At 68.8% G+C, this 16,146-nt stretch carries 16 protein-coding genes; 6 read left to right on the plus strand and 10 right to left on the minus strand.

Going from position 1 to position 16,146, the window contains the following annotated elements; translation table 11 throughout:
- Window positions 1-131: 131 nt before the first annotated feature.
- Together AB0H49_RS10310 and AB0H49_RS10315 are read right to left on the minus strand one after the other, a co-directional pair.
- A complete protein-coding gene (locus AB0H49_RS10310; RefSeq protein ID WP_357249591.1) occupies window positions 132-1,202 on the minus strand; it encodes a diacylglycerol kinase in 1,071 nt (356 codons plus the stop codon).
- Window position 1,203: 1 nt separating this feature from the next.
- Window positions 1,204-1,995: an SDR family oxidoreductase gene (locus tag AB0H49_RS10315; RefSeq protein ID WP_357249593.1), complete on the minus strand. Its 792-nt coding sequence runs from the start codon at window positions 1,993-1,995 to the stop codon at window positions 1,204-1,206.
- A 92-nt stretch (window positions 1,996-2,087) separates the two neighbouring features.
- Here AB0H49_RS10315 and AB0H49_RS10320 point away from each other — a divergent pair, with 92 nt between their 5' ends.
- Window positions 2,088-2,978, plus strand: a complete 891-nt coding sequence (locus AB0H49_RS10320) for a helix-turn-helix domain-containing protein (RefSeq protein WP_357249596.1) — start codon at window positions 2,088-2,090, stop codon at window positions 2,976-2,978.
- Window positions 2,979-3,023: 45 nt separating this feature from the next.
- On the opposite strand, the gene AB0H49_RS10325 is transcribed toward AB0H49_RS10320, so the two are convergent.
- Window positions 3,024-3,635: a TetR/AcrR family transcriptional regulator gene (locus AB0H49_RS10325; protein ID WP_357249599.1), complete on the minus strand. Its 612-nt coding sequence runs from the start codon at window positions 3,633-3,635 to the stop codon at window positions 3,024-3,026.
- Window positions 3,636-3,775: 140 nt separating this feature from the next.
- Between AB0H49_RS10325 and AB0H49_RS10330 the strand changes: the two genes are divergently transcribed.
- Window positions 3,776-4,663: a DUF1295 domain-containing protein gene (locus AB0H49_RS10330; RefSeq protein ID WP_357249602.1), complete on the plus strand. Its 888-nt coding sequence runs from the start codon at window positions 3,776-3,778 to the stop codon at window positions 4,661-4,663.
- Between the two features lie 34 nt (window positions 4,664-4,697).
- On the opposite strand, the gene AB0H49_RS10335 is transcribed toward AB0H49_RS10330, so the two are convergent.
- The 7 genes from AB0H49_RS10335 to AB0H49_RS10365 form a co-directional block, all read right to left on the minus strand.
- Window positions 4,698-5,453 (minus strand): type 1 glutamine amidotransferase domain-containing protein, encoded by a 756-nt coding sequence (locus tag AB0H49_RS10335; RefSeq protein ID WP_357249605.1) that lies wholly within the window; start codon window positions 5,451-5,453, stop codon window positions 4,698-4,700.
- Between the two features lie 141 nt (window positions 5,454-5,594).
- Window positions 5,595-6,590, minus strand: a complete 996-nt coding sequence (locus AB0H49_RS10340; protein WP_357249608.1) for a TAXI family TRAP transporter solute-binding subunit — start codon at window positions 6,588-6,590, stop codon at window positions 5,595-5,597.
- The gene (locus tag AB0H49_RS10345; protein ID WP_357249611.1) at window positions 6,587-8,623 is read right to left on the minus strand and encodes a TRAP transporter fused permease subunit; all 2,037 of its coding nucleotides are present in this window, start codon (window positions 8,621-8,623) and stop codon (window positions 6,587-6,589) included. Before AB0H49_RS10345 ends, AB0H49_RS10340 begins: the two co-directional genes overlap by 4 nt.
- 69 nt (window positions 8,624-8,692) lie before the next feature.
- Window positions 8,693-9,055, minus strand: a complete 363-nt coding sequence (locus AB0H49_RS10350; protein WP_357249614.1) for a hypothetical protein — start codon at window positions 9,053-9,055, stop codon at window positions 8,693-8,695.
- Window positions 9,052-10,002: an alpha/beta hydrolase gene (locus tag AB0H49_RS10355; protein WP_357249617.1), complete on the minus strand. Its 951-nt coding sequence runs from the start codon at window positions 10,000-10,002 to the stop codon at window positions 9,052-9,054. Before AB0H49_RS10355 ends, AB0H49_RS10350 begins: the two co-directional genes overlap by 4 nt.
- A 10-nt stretch (window positions 10,003-10,012) precedes the next feature.
- Entirely contained in the window at window positions 10,013-10,789 is a 777-nt protein-coding gene (locus AB0H49_RS10360; protein WP_355002798.1) for a glucose 1-dehydrogenase, read from the minus strand.
- 2 nt (window positions 10,790-10,791) lie between these two features.
- On the minus strand, window positions 10,792-11,925 hold the full coding sequence (locus AB0H49_RS10365) for an LLM class flavin-dependent oxidoreductase (RefSeq protein ID WP_097243435.1): 1,134 nt from the start codon (window positions 11,923-11,925) through the stop codon (window positions 10,792-10,794).
- Between the two features lie 151 nt (window positions 11,926-12,076).
- Here AB0H49_RS10365 and AB0H49_RS10370 point away from each other — a divergent pair, with 151 nt between their 5' ends.
- The 4 genes from AB0H49_RS10370 to AB0H49_RS10385 are packed head-to-tail and all read left to right on the plus strand — an operon-like array spanning window position 12,077 to window position 16,103.
- Entirely contained in the window at window positions 12,077-12,826 is a 750-nt protein-coding gene (locus tag AB0H49_RS10370) for a glucose 1-dehydrogenase (RefSeq protein WP_357249620.1), read from the plus strand.
- Window positions 12,827-12,842: 16 nt separating this feature from the next.
- Complete coding sequence (kstD, locus tag AB0H49_RS10375) at window positions 12,843-14,525, plus strand: 3-oxosteroid 1-dehydrogenase (RefSeq protein WP_357249623.1); 1,683 nt, start codon at window positions 12,843-12,845, stop codon at window positions 14,523-14,525.
- An 11-nt stretch (window positions 14,526-14,536) separates the two neighbouring features.
- Window positions 14,537-15,268 carry a glucose 1-dehydrogenase gene (locus AB0H49_RS10380; protein WP_357249626.1) on the plus strand — a complete coding sequence of 244 codons (732 nt, stop codon included), beginning with the start codon at window positions 14,537-14,539 and terminating at the stop codon, window positions 15,266-15,268.
- A 16-nt stretch (window positions 15,269-15,284) separates the two neighbouring features.
- Window positions 15,285-16,103 (plus strand): SDR family NAD(P)-dependent oxidoreductase, encoded by an 819-nt coding sequence (locus AB0H49_RS10385; protein WP_357249629.1) that lies wholly within the window; start codon window positions 15,285-15,287, stop codon window positions 16,101-16,103.
- The last annotated feature ends 43 nt before the right edge of the window (window positions 16,104-16,146 follow it).

Consider the following 16,146-nt stretch of genomic DNA (forward strand, 5'->3'; position numbering starts at 1 on the left):
CAGAAACCAGCGATCCGGAACACAGCGTGTGGATGGCTTTGCTTGGTGAGCAGACTCCGAATCCGACGAACTCGTTCGCGCCCTCGACGGCTGACACCAGACCGAGAGACGTTGGGGCGCAGGAACCTCGATCAGGTCCTCGTAGCCGGTGCGGTGATCAACGGCAAGTCCAGTGCGGTGAGAATTCCCGGAGGGGCCGAGACCACCGCGGGCACCGCGTTCACGATCCGCATGGCGGTCGCGAGCAGTGTCGCGTAGTTGTGGTCGCCGCGCGGGCTGGAGGTCACCAGATCCATTGTGTAGCTGGGGTCGCCGGTGAGTTCTACGCGGTAGGAACCTTCTGGGTGGGCGGGCTGGGGCCAGTCGGGGCAGAGGTCGGGGCGGAGGCGGGTGACGTGCTCCAGTACCGTGACGACTCGGTCGCCGACCATGCCGCGCACCTCGAAACGTAGTGCGGCGGCGGTGCCTTCGGCGATGTGGCCGGTGGCGATGTCGAAGGATTCGGGCGCGGGGACGCGCTCGTAGCTCTCGGTGACGGCGTCGAGCTTCACTCCGACACCCGCGGCGAGCTGGCGCACCACGCTGCCCCACGCCAAGGAGAGAACCCCGGGCTGCAACAACATCGGCGTCTCGTCCAGTGGTTTGCCGAAGCCCATGATGTCGACCATGACCGCGCGGTTGTCGTAGCTGGCGTAGTCGACGATCTCCATGCAGCGCAGCTGGTCGATGCGCAGGCAGGTTCCCGCGAGTGCCAGCGGCAGTAGGTCGTTGGCGAATCCGGGGTCGATGCCGTTCACCCACAGCGACGAATTGCCCTGCGCCGCAGCCTCTTGCACCGGCTTCAGCAGCTCGTCGGGCAGCACGCCGTACGGGTATTGGAAGAACACCGGCGCGCACGCGACAACATTGATGCCCGCTGCGAGCAGCACCCGCAGGTCCTCGATCGCCTCCGGCAGCCGATTGTCGGTCATCGAGCAATAGACGACGCAGTCGGGCCGAGCGTCCAGGATCGCCGCGACGTCGTTGGTGGCGGCGACGCCGACGGAACGGTCCAGCCCGGCGAGGACGCCCGCGTCCGTCCCGGCCTTGTCGGGGCCGGAGACCCACACGCCGGTCAGTTCGAGGTCGGGGTTGGCGATGACGCCCGCCAAGGCGTGGCGGCCGACATTGCCGGTGCACCATTGCACTACGCGATAAGTCATGTCACAGATCCGGGATCGGGAGGTCGAGGTTGGGACTGATCAGGCCGCCGTCGGGTTCGAGCACCTTGCCGGTGAGGTACTTGCCCGCCGGGGACACCAGATAGAGCGCGGCGGCGGCGATGTCCTCCGGCTCGCCGATGCGGTGCAGCGGCGTCTTGGTCTCGAGTTGGCTGCGCATCGCGTCGTTCGCCGCGACCACCTCCAGCGCGGAGGTCAGGATCGAGCCCGGCGCGATGGCGTTGACCCTGATACGGGGGTTCAGGTCCAGCGCGGCGAGCCGGGTGTAGTGCGCTAGAGCGGCCTTCGCGGTGCCGTAGGCGGCGAAGGCCCGGCCGGGCAACCGACCCATGGTCGAAGTGATGTTGAGAATCGAACCGCCACCGGCTGTTTCGAGAATGCGCGGCACTGCGGCGCGCACCAGGGCGTGCGCGTTGCCGACATTGAACACGAACGCCTCGGCCATCGCCTCGGGCGTGGTGTCGAGCAGCGGGCACGGCAGCGCGCCGCCGACATTGTTGACAACGATGTCGAGGCGACCGAACCGGTCCACCGCCGTGGCGGCCAGGCCCGCGGCGGCGTCGGCGTCGCTCAGGTCGGCGGACACCACGTGGGCCTGCCTGCCGACGGCCGCGATCTGTTCGGCGACCTCGTCCAACTGACTCTTGGTTCGCGCCGCGACAAGCACGTCCGCGCCCGCCTCCGCGAACGCGACGGCGATCGCCCTGCCGAGCCCCCGTCCCGCGCCGGTGACGACGGCGACCTGCCCGTCGATGCGAAATCGATCGAGAATCATCCGCTCTCCGATCTCGTGTCGAATATTCGACACTCAATGACTTATATTCGTCATCGTAAGTCGACGACCACACCGGCACAAGGGAATGACCGATGCAGTCCACCGAACCCGGCGACGCGCGCCGTTCGCCGTCCCCGCCGACCCGCCGCGTGGTCGAGATCGTTTCGTTGCTGGCGACCGCGACCGAGCCGCTGCCCGTCGCGACAATTGCGGAACGCCTCGGCATCGCAAGGGCAACGGCGACCGCCGTGCTCGCCGAACTCGACGCCGCGGGCTGGGCGGTGCGCGTCCCGGAGCGCGGCTACCGCGTCGGACCCGCGCTCGTCGCGCTCACCGCGGCCCGGCTGCCGCGCGGGGTCGGCGAACTGCTCACCGACTTGACCGCGAAGACCGGCTGCGGCGCAACGCTGAGCCGCATCGAACCAGACCACCTCACCGTCCTCGACGTGCGGCACGGCCCAGACCGCACGGTGCCCGGAATCCCTGTCGGCCACCGCATTCCGCTGCAATTCCCCGCCGGGGCAGCCGTCATGCCGTGGCGTTCGGCCGCCGAACAGAACACCTGGCTCGCCACCACCGCCGAACCGGACCGCCGCACCGCGAGCGCCTTGCTCACCCTGGTGCGCGAGCGCGGCGTCGCACTGTTTCGACCACGCGCCGACGACGCAGGGCTGGTCGACCTGCTCGCCGATCTGCTCACCGCGGCGGGAAGCGAACTGCTGCAACCGAATCTGCGCGCGCGGGCACTGCGCCAGCTCGCCGCGCTCACCGCACGGCCGTTCACCAGGAGTGAGCTGGACTCCGTCGCCGACCTACCGCTGAGCTACCTCGCCGCCCCGGTCTTCGACGCGAACGGATCGGCCTCCTTCGAAGTACAGCTCGGCCCACTTCGGACCAGCACGACCAAACCGGAGCGCGACGACTACATCGCCGCGACCCTGGCCGCCGCACGAGCGCTGACAGCTGCCATCGCCACGCAGTGAATAGGCCTGCGAGTAGTCGCCGGGCCGACCGGCACCGGAATCCGACTACGACGGTGACGGGAGTGACGCCGTCAGCCGGTCACGGAGCGTGGGCCAAACCAGGTGCGCCTGTTCGGCCCCCGGCACCGCCAGGAGCGCGGTGCCGCGCAACGTGGCGAGGGTGGCGAGCAACCATTCGCGGAAGCCGTCTCGCGCCGCGACCTCGGGAACGAGCTCACCAGCCAGATCGCCGACGGCGGTGGTCGCGAGGTTCGCCAGCATGGCCGCGACGTCGGCGAGTTCCACATCGTTGCGGGCGACGGCGTACAGCTCGAGCAGTGCACGGCTGATCGGCAGGTTGTGGACCTTCCACAGCAAGTCGAGCAGTGCGTCGAACCTCCCGGCGCCCGGCGGCAACGGGCCGACCTCGGCCCGCACATCGGCCACATAGCGTTCGACGATGCGCTCGAGAGCGGCCTTCACCAACGCGGTCTTCGTCGGGTAGTAGTGCTGCATCGCGCCCTGGCTGACGCCGGCCCGAGCGGCCACCGCCGAAGCGCTCAACGCGACGAACCCCTGCTCGACGAGCATCGAGACTGTCGCCTTCAGCAGCCGATCCTGGGTCTCCGCTCGTCGTTCGGCTTGGCTCCGCCGTGGCGTCGTCTTGGCTCTGGTCACCTTCCGAAGGTTAGTACCGACCACTTGCAAGTTACTAACTTATATCTTAGCGTGTGCGCATGCCGTCCCCATCGAGCAATGCGCGAGGACTAGCGAACCGCGCCCTCCCGTCCCTCGCTTCCCTGGTCGTCCTTTGCGTCATGCTCACCGAGCCAGCACTGCGGGACTTCCTGCTGCTGAACCTCGGCGTCCAGCTCGCCATCTTCGTGGGCGCTGCCTGCATCCCGGGGTGGCGCACGCTCCGGATGTCCTATGTCGACATCGCATGGCCCTGGGGGCTGTTCGCCCTCGGCGTCCTGACGCTCGCGATGAGCGACAGATCCCCGCTCGCCATAGCCGTGGCCGTCGTCTTCCTGGTGATGGGCGGACGCATGGGTATCGCGGCACTCGCCCTGTGGCGCCACGGCGAACTCGACCATGAGCTGCCGCGCTATCGGTTCCAGCGAAAGCGCTGGGCGAAGGCGACCCTGGGCAGCGAGCGGCGCGACCTCGTGGCCGAGATCCTGGTCCAGGCCGTCTCGAACGTCACCGTCATGGCCGTACCGGCGGCGCTGGTGATCGCGATCGACGGCGCCGGAATGAGCGCGGTCGCAGTGGCGGGCATCATCTTGTGGGCGGTGTCGTGGGTGCTGGAGTCGGTCGCCGACTTCCAGAAACTCCGTTTCGTCCGGTCGATGTCGAAAACGAATACGCGGGGACATTGCGATGTCGGGCTGTGGAACTACAGCCGCCACCCCAACTACTTCTTCCAGTGGATGCAGTGGAACGCGATCATCGTCTTGTGCTTGCCGGTGCTTGGCCGAGCATTCGACGAATTCACGCCCGTCGCGGCGATCGGCGCGGGCATCGGACTGTTCGCGCTGTCGTTGATCATGTACTGGTGTCTGGTGTTCTACACCGGCGCTGTCCCCGCGGAGTACTACAGCGCGCAGAAGAGGCCGGGCTACCGCGACTACCAGGCGCGGACCAACCGATTCATGCCCGGGTTCCGTCGCGAGAATGCTTCCGCCGGCGACACTGTGAGCTGAGGCGCCGACTTTCGGCTCGGCAGTGGCGGGACTCTCAGCGCTCGGCGCCTTCCAGCAGTGCGAGATACCGGCGTCCGAACAGATAGGCGTCTCCCGGCCAGCGTGCGGAGAGATAGTTGCGATCTTCGACGACGAAGGCGCGGGTGTCGTCGGTGGCGGTGCCGCGTCTGGTGAGTTCCAGTGGGCCGCGCTGGAATTGGGTGTCCGGGTTGTCGAGAGCCGCGCGGACCTCGTCCTCGACGTAGGCCGGGTACGTGCGGTAGTAGCGGCCGAGTCGCCATGCGGTGCTGAAATACGCGATTCGCTCCATGTACTTGGGCAGGCAGGTCGTGCGACGCTGGGCGAGCACGCTACGGCCGGTAGCGGGATCCTCGGACCGGGCGAGGACGAGGACACCGTGGCAGATGGCGCCCACCGGCCGGTCCAAGGTCCAGAACCTCGCGACCTGTCGCTGCAGCGTCTCCGAGCCCAGGTACTGCCGCATGCCGGAGGCGTGTCCGCCGGGTAGCAGCAGTCCGTCGAAGTCGTCCACGTCGACCTCGGACCAGGAGGCGGTGGCGCTGAATTCCGGTGTGCCGGTGAGCTGTTGATAGAAGGCCCGAGGCTCGGCTTCGGCACCCAGTCGACCGAAGACGACTCCGGTCAGCAGCCGCGGATCCGCCGCGGGCACCGTACCCGCTCGCTCGGTGGCGAAGACGACCTCGTGTCCGGCGTCGGTCAGGATCCGCCAAGGCACGGCGACCTCGGTGACGTCGAAGTCGTGGTCGGGAACCGGCATGAGGACGCGCATGCGCACATCATCGCAGCCGGCACCCGTCCGTGTCCGGAAGCGTTGGACGGTGCGGTCAGGCAACCTCCGCCGCCGACACAAGCGGGTGCCTGCTGCGGCGCTGAACGATCAGGCCCGCGAGCGACCTTCAGCGGCGATCGATCAGTTGGCCAGGGCGTGCTCGGCACCCCGGTGCAGCGGTACCGGCGCGGTCTCACGCGCGGTGTCGCGGGTGATCCCCTTGGCGGCCGAATTCGCCTGTTCCAGTTGCTGTTTGCGATCGAACAGCGTCTTCGTGAGCACACAGGCCAGATCGGCATCGAGATCATCGCGCACCAGAAGGACATTCGGAACGACGATGGTCGCCGCGTCCGCGGGCAGCCCGTAGGTCGCGGCCGGAATCTTGCCCGCCTCGTACACCGGGTTCACCTCACGCAAACGCGGTGCCAGATCGGCGATGTCGAGGAAGCGGACCTTGTCCCCCGCCGAGGTGAACAGGTCGGTGATGCCAGGGGTGGGCAGGCCGCCGGAGAAGAACATGGCGTCGATGGAGCCGTCCTTCATGCCGTCGACGGTCTTGGTCAGATCCAGCCGCTGGGCGGAGATGTCGCGCTCGGGGTCGATTCCGGCGGCGGCCAGCACCCGCTGGGCGATGACCTCCGTGCCCGACTTCGGCGATCCGGTGGAGACGCGCTTGCCGCGCAGGTCCGCGACCGAGGAGATGTTCGCGCCGTTGCGCACGATCACCTGGGTGTAGTTCGGGTAGAGCCGCGAAAGCGCCTGCACCGGTTGCTTTTTGCCGTCGAAGCCGCCGGTGCCGAGCACCGCGTCGGCGGCGGTGTCGGCGAGTGAGAAGGCCACCTGGTAGGTGCCCGCCACCAGCTGCTGGATGTTCTGCACCGACGCGCCGGTCTCGGCGGCGGTGGCCTTCACCGTGCCGTCGGTGGCCTGGGCGACCTGCTCGGCGTAGGCGTTGCCCAGCGCGAAGTAGACGCCGGTGGCGTTGCCCGTCGCGATGCCGACGCGCGAATCCTGTTTCACCTCGCAGGTGACCGCGCCGCCCGCGTCGGTGCGCGGTGCGTCCTGGCGACCACCGCAGCCCGCGAGCAGACCGGCCGTCACGGCGGTGACGGCGACAATCGTTGCGACTCTTCTCACTTCGTCCTCCTTCGGGAGAGCAACGTGTACCCGGCGGCGGCCGCGAGCGCGGCGAGCCCGACGATCAACGCGACGGGTTCCAGGTACAGCAGCACCAATCCGCCCGCCCCGGCCAGCACCCGCGCGGCCACCGGCGCCGGTCCGATGCCTAGCAGCCAGCCGCCGGTGGCCGAGGCCAATGCGGCGACACCCACACAGGCCACCACGCTGGTCCACAGCACACCCAGCACGGGCCCGGTGCCGAGCAGGTGTTCGCCGGGCTCGGTGAGCACGAACACGATCGGCACCAGGAACGCGGGCAGCGCGTACTTCAGCGCCTGCCACATGGTCGGCACCGTGCGACCACCGGTCACCGCCGACGCGCCGACAGCGGCCAGCGCCGTCGGCGGGGTGACCTCGGAGAGCACCGAGTAGTAGAAGACGAACATGGCCGCGGCGGGCGCGGGCACGTCCAAAGCGAGCAGGGCGGGCCCGATGATCGCCCAGCCGATGATGAACGAGGCGGTGACCGGCACCGCGAGACCGAGCAGTGCCAGGGCGACCGCGGCGAAGGCCACGGTGCAGGCGAGCACGACGGTTTGATTGTCCGAGAGTGCCGAGGCCCAGCGGACGAGCAGCGCGGCCAGTTGCGCGCCGAGTCCGGTCTTGGTGGTCATCGCGGTGATCACGCCCGCCGCGGTGCACACCGCGACCACCGGCAGCGCGGATCGGACGCCGCTGCTGAGCGCGTGGAACACCTGCCGTGGCGAACGAGCCCGGCCGCGGGTACGCGCGTCGAGGAAGGCGAGGGCGAAGGCCAGAAGAGTCGCGTAGACGACGGCACGGGTCGCGCTGACATCGAGGAGCAGCAGCACGACGATCGCGATCAGCGACAGGAAGTGGTAGCCGAAGCGGGCAAGCAGCCGCCAGGCCGACGTGCCGCCGATCTCCACCGGCCTGGTCCCGAGCCTGCGCGCGTCGATCTCCACGGCGAGCAAGATGCCCAGGTAGTAGAGCACCGTCGGGATCAACGCCCAGCCGAGCACCGTCACATAGGAGACCTCGAGGTACTCGGCGACGATGAACGCCGCGGCGCCGAGCGTCGGCGGCGAGAGGATCGCGCCGACGCCGGCCGCGGCCAGCATGCCGCCCGCCTGCTCCGGCGGATATCCCGCACGCTTGAGGATCGGCCAGGTCACCGCGCCGACGCTGACCGCGGTCGCGGTGCCGGAGCCGGACACCGTGCCGAGCAGGAAACCCGAAGCCACCGCGGTGCGCCCGGCCGCGCCTCGGGACCGGCGGAACGCCGCCACCGACAGATCGACGAAGAACTGTGCGGCGCCGGAGAATTCGAGCACCGCGCCGTACAGCGTGAACAGCACGATGTAGGTCGCCGCGACGTCGAGCGGGGTGCCGTAGAAGCCGCTGCCCGAGTTGTACAGCGCGTCCACGATCTGACCGAAGTCCAGACCCGCGTGCGCGATGGTCCACTGCTGCGGGAGCAGCCCGCCGTAGTAGCCGTAGGCGAGAAACGCCAGACATACCACGGGCAGCACCCACCCGGTGGTCCGGCGGCAGGCCTCGAGCACCAGCACGAGCAGCACGGTGCCCATGGCGACGTCCACCGGGTCGAGCAGCCCCTGCCGGTCCAGGAATTCGTTGTAACCCCCACCGCCCGAACCGATTCCGAACGGCAGCACCGGGTAGAGGCAGACCACCAACGCCAACGCCGCCAGCGCCCAGTCCAGCACGCCAGGCCCCGAGGCTCGGTCGAGCAGCCGAAGTCCCGAGCGGTACGCCAGGAAGATCAGCGGCAGCGTTCCCGCGAGGAACACCACCAGGTAGTACTGACTGCCCTGCGACAGCGGCCGAAACACCTGCCACACCGCGAGGATCGCGATCGCGAACGCCGCGACCGCGACCACCCGCTCGGGCCACCCGCTCAGTTCGCGAGCGGGTCGCTCGGCATCGTCCACTTCGAGCGTGTCGATCGCAGGCCGCTGCTCTGCATCAGGCAGCTCCTCGTCGAGCTGAGGGTCCCGCGTGTCGGACATCGTGCGAAAGTACCAACGCCGTGCGCCCGATTCGCCCGGATTCGCGAAGGTGGTGCGCTCGCGGCGTGCTCAACCCGAAATCTTTGCGGAATCATGAGGTTCGTACAGCACGACCGACCACGGCGTGCCCGTCGCCGCTTCGATCGCGGCGCGCCGTTCGTGCGGACCGATTGCCGGATCCGCCACCGCGACACCCGCCCCGCGCAGGGCGGCGACGACGGCGTCGAGGTCGGCGACCTTGACCGAGAGCGCCGCCGCGTCCCCTTCGCGATCCTTCCCGGCCACCATGACGCGGGCCGGACCGACGTCGAACTGTGCCCACCGGTCGCCGTCGACGAAGGTGGGCGGCCCGCCGAACAGCGCGCTCAGCAGCGCGACGGTGGCGGGCAGATCGTCGGTGGGCAGGATCGTGCCGATCCGCTCGATGCTCATTTCTCGCTCCCGAAGGCACGTCGGACGGCCGAGAACGCGGCAGCGGCGGCTTTTTCGGCATCCGGAAGGTGATCGGCCATGCTCGCGAAGCCGTGGAACATCCCGTCGTAGCGGACCATTTCGGTGGGGACGCGCGCCGCACGCAACCGGGCGGCGTACGCCTCCCCCTCGTCGCGCAGCGGATCGAACTCCGCGGTGAGGACGTGAGCGGGCGGCAGTCCGGACAGGTCGGCGGCGCGCGGCGGCGCGGCGTAGGGGTGGTCGCCGTCGCCGTCGGGGCCGAGGTACTGCTCCCAATACCACCGCAAGTGCGCGGCCGTGGTGAAGTAGCCCTCGGCGTTGTCTCGGTAGGAGGCGGTGTCGCGAGACGGGTCCAGCATCGGATAGATCAGCAGCTGATGCGCCAGCGCGGGCCCGCCGCGGTCCCTGGCCATCAGCGTCGTCACGGCGGCCAGATTGCCGCCGGAACTGTCGCCCGCCACCGCGATTCGGGTGGGATCGCCGCCGAACTCGGCGGCATGGTCCGCGACCCAGCGCAGCACCGCGTAGGCGTCCTCGGCGGCCGCGGGGAACCGATGCTCGGGCGCCTGGCGGTAGTCGACCGAGACCACGATCGCGCCGACGCCGTTGGTCATCGTCCGGCAGAACCGGTCGTGGCTGTCCAGGCTGCAAATGGTGAATCCGCCGCCGTGGCAGAACACCACCACGGGCAGGTCGAGTCCGGCGTCGACGGGCCAGTAGATCCGCACCCGCACCTCCGGCGCCCCGTCCGGCCCTGGCACCGTCCGCTCCTGGACCCGTCCGACCGGGATCGGCTCGACGGCCGCCGCGGGCCGCGCCGCCAGCAGGCGACGAGCCTCGGCGGCGTCGAGTACCTCGGTGCCGAGCTTCGGGAAGGCGGCCGAGGCCAGCTCCACGATGGCGCGGGCTTCGGGTTTCAACGGCACGATCGGCTCCTTACTCCATGCCCGGCAGTTGCGCGCCGGGTGGAATGAACTGCCCGGCCGACAAGCCGCCATCGATGGCGAGTTCCGCGCCGGTGACGAAGGCCGAGGCATCCGAGGCCAGGAAGGCGACCAGGTCGGCCACCTCGCCGGGCAACCCCACCCGACCGAGCGGCAGCGCCGGGAAACTGCCTGGGCCCGTGGCCAATCCGAGGTGGCCGATCATCGGCGTGTGGATCGGGCCGGGGTGCACCGAGTTCACCCGGATGCCCGCGGGACCGAGCTCGAGCGCCGCGGTCTTCGTCAGCCCGCGCAGTCCCCATTTCGACGCACCGTAGGCGGCGTGTCCCATCAGACCCTGGAGACCCGCCTGCGAGGAGATGTTCACGATGGACCCGCCGCCCGCGGCAGCCAGCGGACCCGCCACGGCCTTGATGCCGAGGAAGGAGCCGACCAGGTTGACCCGCAGAATCCGTTCCAGCTCTTCGGCACTGGTGTCGGTGAGCGCCTTGGTCGTGTAGATCGCGGCGTTGTTCACCAGCACGTCGAGTCGGCCGAATTCGCGTTCGGCGGTCTGCACCGCCGTCGCCCACTCGGACTCACTGCTCACGTCGTGCGCCACGAAACGCGCGGCGTCGCCGAGCGATTCGGCCACCGCTTTGCCTTCGTCGGCCAGCACGTCGGTGATCACCACGCGCGCACCGAGTTCGACGAACAGCCGCGCTTCGGCCTCGCCTTGGCCGCGGGCGGCGCCGGTGATGATCGCGACCTTCCCGTTCAAAGTCGTCATCGTCACTCCTCGTTCTTCCGGAAGTGCGGGATCACCGTCTCGCCCCAGTGCCGGATGGTCTCCAGGCAGGCCTCCTGCGGCACGGTGCCCATCTGGATCAGGCACAGGATCTCGTCGGCGCCCGCCGCCTTCAGCCGTTCGACGTAGGCGATGGCGTCCTCCGGCGAGCCGTAGGCGTGCTCGGCGTTGAACACCGAGGTCGCGCCCGCCTTCACCGGGATCTTGGCCTCGTGCAGGTAGGCGACGTGGTCGTCGGCGGCCTGCTTGATGGCGGCCAGCTCGTCGGCGTTGGGGTCGACGGCCTCGTCCGGCACCGGTCCCGCGCCGTACCAGTGCTTGATCGACTGCGCGAAGAACCGCTGGCCGCGCGCGCCGATCTGCTGCGCCTTCTCGCGATCCTCCAGCACGATCGTCGGGCACAGCGCCGCGAAGTGATCGTTGACGACGGTGGAGACGAACTTCTCGCCGGTGCGTTCGGCGATGGCCTGGTCGTAGGTGCGGCGCAGCTCGGCGATCTCCTCCACGCCCGCGAAGCCGAGGACCAGCGCGCCGATGCCGTAATCGGCGGCCAGCTTCAGGGTGTCCTTCTTGGTGCACGCCATGAACAGCGGCGGGTGCGGCAGCTGGATCGGACGCGGCAGCATCGGGTGCGGGTCGATGTCGAGCAGCTCGCCGTGCCATTCGAACTCGCCCTCGGGGTCCTGCCAGGCCTTGCCGATGATGCGCAGCGACTCCTCGACCTCCTGGTAGGTGCGGTCGGGATCGACCCCGCACATGGAGGTTTCCTGCGGGGTGGCGCCGCGGCCCGCGCCCAGGTTCACCCGGCCGTTGGAGAGCACGTCGAGCATGGCGGCGCGTTCGGCGGCGCGCACCGGATGGTTGAAGTTGAACGGCATACAGACCACGCCGTGACCGATCCGGATACGCTCCGTGCGCGCGGCCACCCAGGTCAGGAAGATCTCCGGGGCGCTCATGTGCGCGTACCACTTCAACCCGTGATGCTCGACGGCCCAGACGGTGTCGAAGCCCATCTCCTCGGCCAGCACGGCCTGCTCCACGCAGTCGCGCAGCACCTGCCGTTCGTGCTCGGCCGACGGATCGGTCATCTGCGCCTCGAAGATCATCGAGAACTTCATGCATTGCCTCCACTTCTCAATATGCCTAGTAGGAATATTTCCGATGCTGCCGTGGAGGTCAGGTGCATGTCTCGCTGGCTGAGACTGCGCACCCCGGCGCCGACACCGGAGACCTAGCTTCGAAGCGAGGCAGCAGAAAGGAAGGACCGCAGTGGGTCGACTCGAAGGCAAGGTCGCGCTGATCACCGGTGGCGCGCGCGGGATGGGCGCCGAACACGTGCGCCGCTTCGTCGCCGAAGGCGCGCGGGTGGTGTTCGGCGATGTGCTCGACGAGCAGGGCGCGGACCTCGCGGCCGAACTCGGCGCGGCGGCCCACTACGTGCACCACGACGTGACCAGCGAGGCGGACTGGACCGCGGCGGTGGACACCGCGCGCGAGAGGTTCGGCAAGCTCGACGTGCTGGTGAACAACGCGGGCATCCTGCGCTTCCAGAGCATCGCGGACATGAGCCTCGCCGATTTCAGCACCATCATGAACGTCAACGTGACCGGGACCTGGCTGGGCATCAAGACCGCGGCACCCGCGCTCACCGAGGCAGGCGGCGGGTCCATCGTCAACATCTCCTCGGTCGAGGGATTCATCGGCGCGGCGGGTCTTTCCGCCTACAGCGCAAGCAAATTCGCGCTGCGCGGCGTCACCAAGTCGGCCTCGCGCGAGCTGGGCAAGGCGGGCATCCGGGTGAACTCGGTACACCCCGGCGGCATCGCCACGCCGATGACCGCCAACGCGTCCTCCGGCGTGGACGGAGACAAGTTCTTCGCCGGGCTGCCGATCCCGCGCTGGGGCCGTCCCGAGGAGGTCACCGAGGCGGTGGTCTTCCTGGCCTCCGACGCCGCGGGCTACTGCACCGGCACCGAGGTGGTCGTCGACGGCGGCATGCTCACCGGCGCGGGCTACTGAATCGGAAAGGCAGACGATGTCTGAACAGAAGTCCACGGAGGCCGTCTACGACGTGGTGGTCGTCGGTTCCGGCGCGGCGGGCATGACCGCCGCGCTGACCGCCGCCTATCGCGGCCTCTCGGTGGTGCTGATCGAGAAGAGCCGCACCTTCGGCGGTTCCACCGCGCGCTCCGGCGGCGGCGTGTGGATCCCGAACAATCCGGTGCTGGTGCGCGAGGGTGTGCCGGACAGCCCCGATCTGGCCCGCGTCTACTTGAAATCCGTGGTGGGCGATCGGGTTCCGCAGGCCAAGCAGGACGCGTTCCTGGACAACGGCCCGCGCATGATGACCTACCTGAGCTCGCGCACCCCGCACCTCGAATTCGTCTACGACCGTGGGTATTCCGATTACCACCCGGAACTGCCCGGCGGTCTGGCCCAGGGGCGCAGCATCGAGCCCGCCATCGTCGACGGCCGCCTGCTCGGCGACGACCTGGCGCTGATCAACCAGCCGACGATGTCCGGCCCGAAGGGAATCGCCTTCACCGTCAGCGACTTCCACGATCTCAACATGATCGCGCGCACCTGGAAGGGCAAGCGCACGGCCATGAAGGTCGGCGCCAAGGCGGTCGTGAACAAGCTGCGCGGGCGCCTGCCGCTCAGCCTCGGCAAGGCGCTCGTCGCCCGGCTGTGGCTGGCGCTGCGTGACGCGGGCGTTCCGGTGTGGCTGAACACGCCGCTCACCGAACTGATCACCGAGGACGGCGCCGTGGTCGGCGTGCGGGCCGAGCGCGGCGGCGCGCCGATCGTGCTGCGGGCGCGGCGCGGCGTCGTGCTGGCCGCGGGCGGCTTCGAGCACAACCTGGAGATGCGCGAGCAGTACTTCGCCGCGCCGGTGAGCACCGACTGGACCGTCGGCGCCACCGAGAACGTCGGCGACGGCATCCGCGCGGGCGAAAGCGTCGGCGCCGCACTCGATCTCATGGACGACGCGTGGTGGGGTCCGTCGGTGCGCAACCCCGACGGACCGCCGTTCTTCTGCCTGGCCGAACGCTCGCAGCCCGGCGCCATCATGGTCAACGACGCGGGTCAGCGGTTCACCAACGAATCGGCCAGCTACGTCGACGTCGTGCACACCATGTACGAGCGCCACGAGACCGGGATCGGCCACGTGCCAGCGCATTTCATCATGGACCAGCGCTTCCGCGATCGGTACCTGTTCCTCGGCACCTTCCCGAAGCAGGCCATCCCGCAGAAATACTTCGACGCGGGCATCATCAAGAAGGCCGACACACTCGAAGAACTCGCGGACAAGATCGGCGTTCCGGCCGACGCGCTGACCTCGACGGTCCAGCGGTTCAACGGCTTCGCGGTCGCCGGGCGCGACGAGGACTTCCAGCGCGGCGAATCCGCCTACGACCGCTACTACGGCGATCCGACGGTGAAGCCGAACCCGTGCCTCGCGCCGATCGAGAAGCCGCCGTTCTACGCGGTGGAGATGGTGCCCGGCGATCTCGGCACCAAGGGCGGTCTGCTCACCGACGAGCACTCCCGGGTGCTGCGCGCCGACGGCGCACCGATCGCGGGACTGTACGCGGCGGGCAACAACTCGGCCGCCGTGATGGGCAACAGCTACGCGGGGGCGGGCGCGACCATCGGCCCTGCCATGGTGTTCGGCTACATCGCCGCCAACCACCTCGCCGATCTCGACCGAGCGTGAAAGGACAGGACATGGACAGGGTCAGTGGTAAGACGGTCATCGTGACCGGCGGTGCGCGGGGCATGGGCGCGGCATTCGCGCGCAAGCTAGCGAGTCAGGGCGCGGCGGTGGTGATCACCGACGTGCTCACCGAGGAGGGCAAGGCCGTCGCCGCCGAAATCGGCGAGCGGGCGCTGTTCCTTCCGCACGACGTGACCGACGAAAATGCTTGGCAATCCGTGGTTTCCGAAGCGGAGCGAGCCTTCGGGCCGGTCTCCGGGCTGGTCAACAACGCGGGCATCGTGCACGTCGACCCGATCGAGAAGCTCGCCGAAGCGGACTACCGCAAGGTGATCGACGTCAACCAAGTGGGCGTGTACCTCGGCATGAAAGCCGTTGTGTCCTCGATGCGCCAGGCGGGTGGTGGTTCCATCGTGAACATCTCCTCCATCGGCGGCATCATCGGCCTCCCCAACATCCTCGGCTACGTCGCGTCCAAGTGGGCGGTGCGCGGCATGAGCAAGGCCGCGGCGCAGGAGTTCGGCGCGGACGGAATCCGCGTCAACTCGGTGCATCCCGGCGTCGTCGCGACCGAGATGACCGCCACCTCGGACCGTTCCCACTCGATGGTGCACGACCAGCCGCTGCCCCGCGCCGCCAGCCCCGAGGAGCTGGCCAACGTGGTGCTGTTCCTGATTTCCGACGAGTCGGCCTACTGCACCGGCGCGGAATTCGTCGCCGACGGCGGCTACACGACCAAATGACACGAGGACAACTGCTGTGAAGAACTTCCAGGACAAGGTCGCCGTCATCACCGGCGCCGGGGCGGGGATCGGGCGGGCGCTGGCGCTCGAATTGGCGCGCGACGGCGCGCGTCTCGCGCTGTCCGGGCGCGACCTGGCCAATGTCAGCGAGACCGCCGCGCTGTGCGAGCAGGTGGGTGCGAAGGCGCACGCCTACAAACTCGACGTCACCGACCGCGACGCCTTCTACGCGCACGCCGAGGAGGTGCGCGCCGACTTCGGTCCGGCCAATCTACTGGTCAACAATGCGGGCGTCTCGCTGACGGCCACCGTCGAGGAACTCAGCTGGGAGGACTTCGAGTGGATCGTGAACATCAATTTCTGGGGCGTCATGTACGGAACCAAGGCGTTTCTTCCGCAGGTGATCGCCTCCGGTGACGGGCACATCGCCAATGTCTCCAGCATGTTCGGCCTGGCCGCGTGCCCGAGCCAAGGTGCCTACAATGCAACGAAATTCGGTATTCGCGGCTTCACGGACGCGCTGCGCCAGGAGATGAAGATCGCCGGTCATCCGGTCGGTGTGAGCAGCGTGCACCCGGGCATGGTGAAGACCGAGATCGCCTGGAAGGCCCGCGCGGGCGGCGATCGCGACCGCGACGCCCTAGCCGCCAACTTCGATCGGCTGGCCAAGACCACGCCCGAGGCCGCGGCGAAGATCATCCTGCGCGGCATCCAGAAGGACAAGGCCAAGATCCTCGTCGGCGCCGACGCCCGCGTCATCGATCTACTGCCCCGGCTTTTCGGCTCGGGTTACCAGCGGATCATCACGGCCCAGATGAAGAACGAGGTCAACTGAGCAAACAAGGCGTTACGGGCCCGGCAACCGGTGGCAAGCTGGA

The sequence above is a fragment of the Nocardia sp. NPDC050713 genome (genome assembly GCF_040654315.1).
In the GTDB taxonomy this organism is placed as follows: Bacteria; Actinomycetota; Actinomycetes; order Mycobacteriales; family Mycobacteriaceae; genus Nocardia.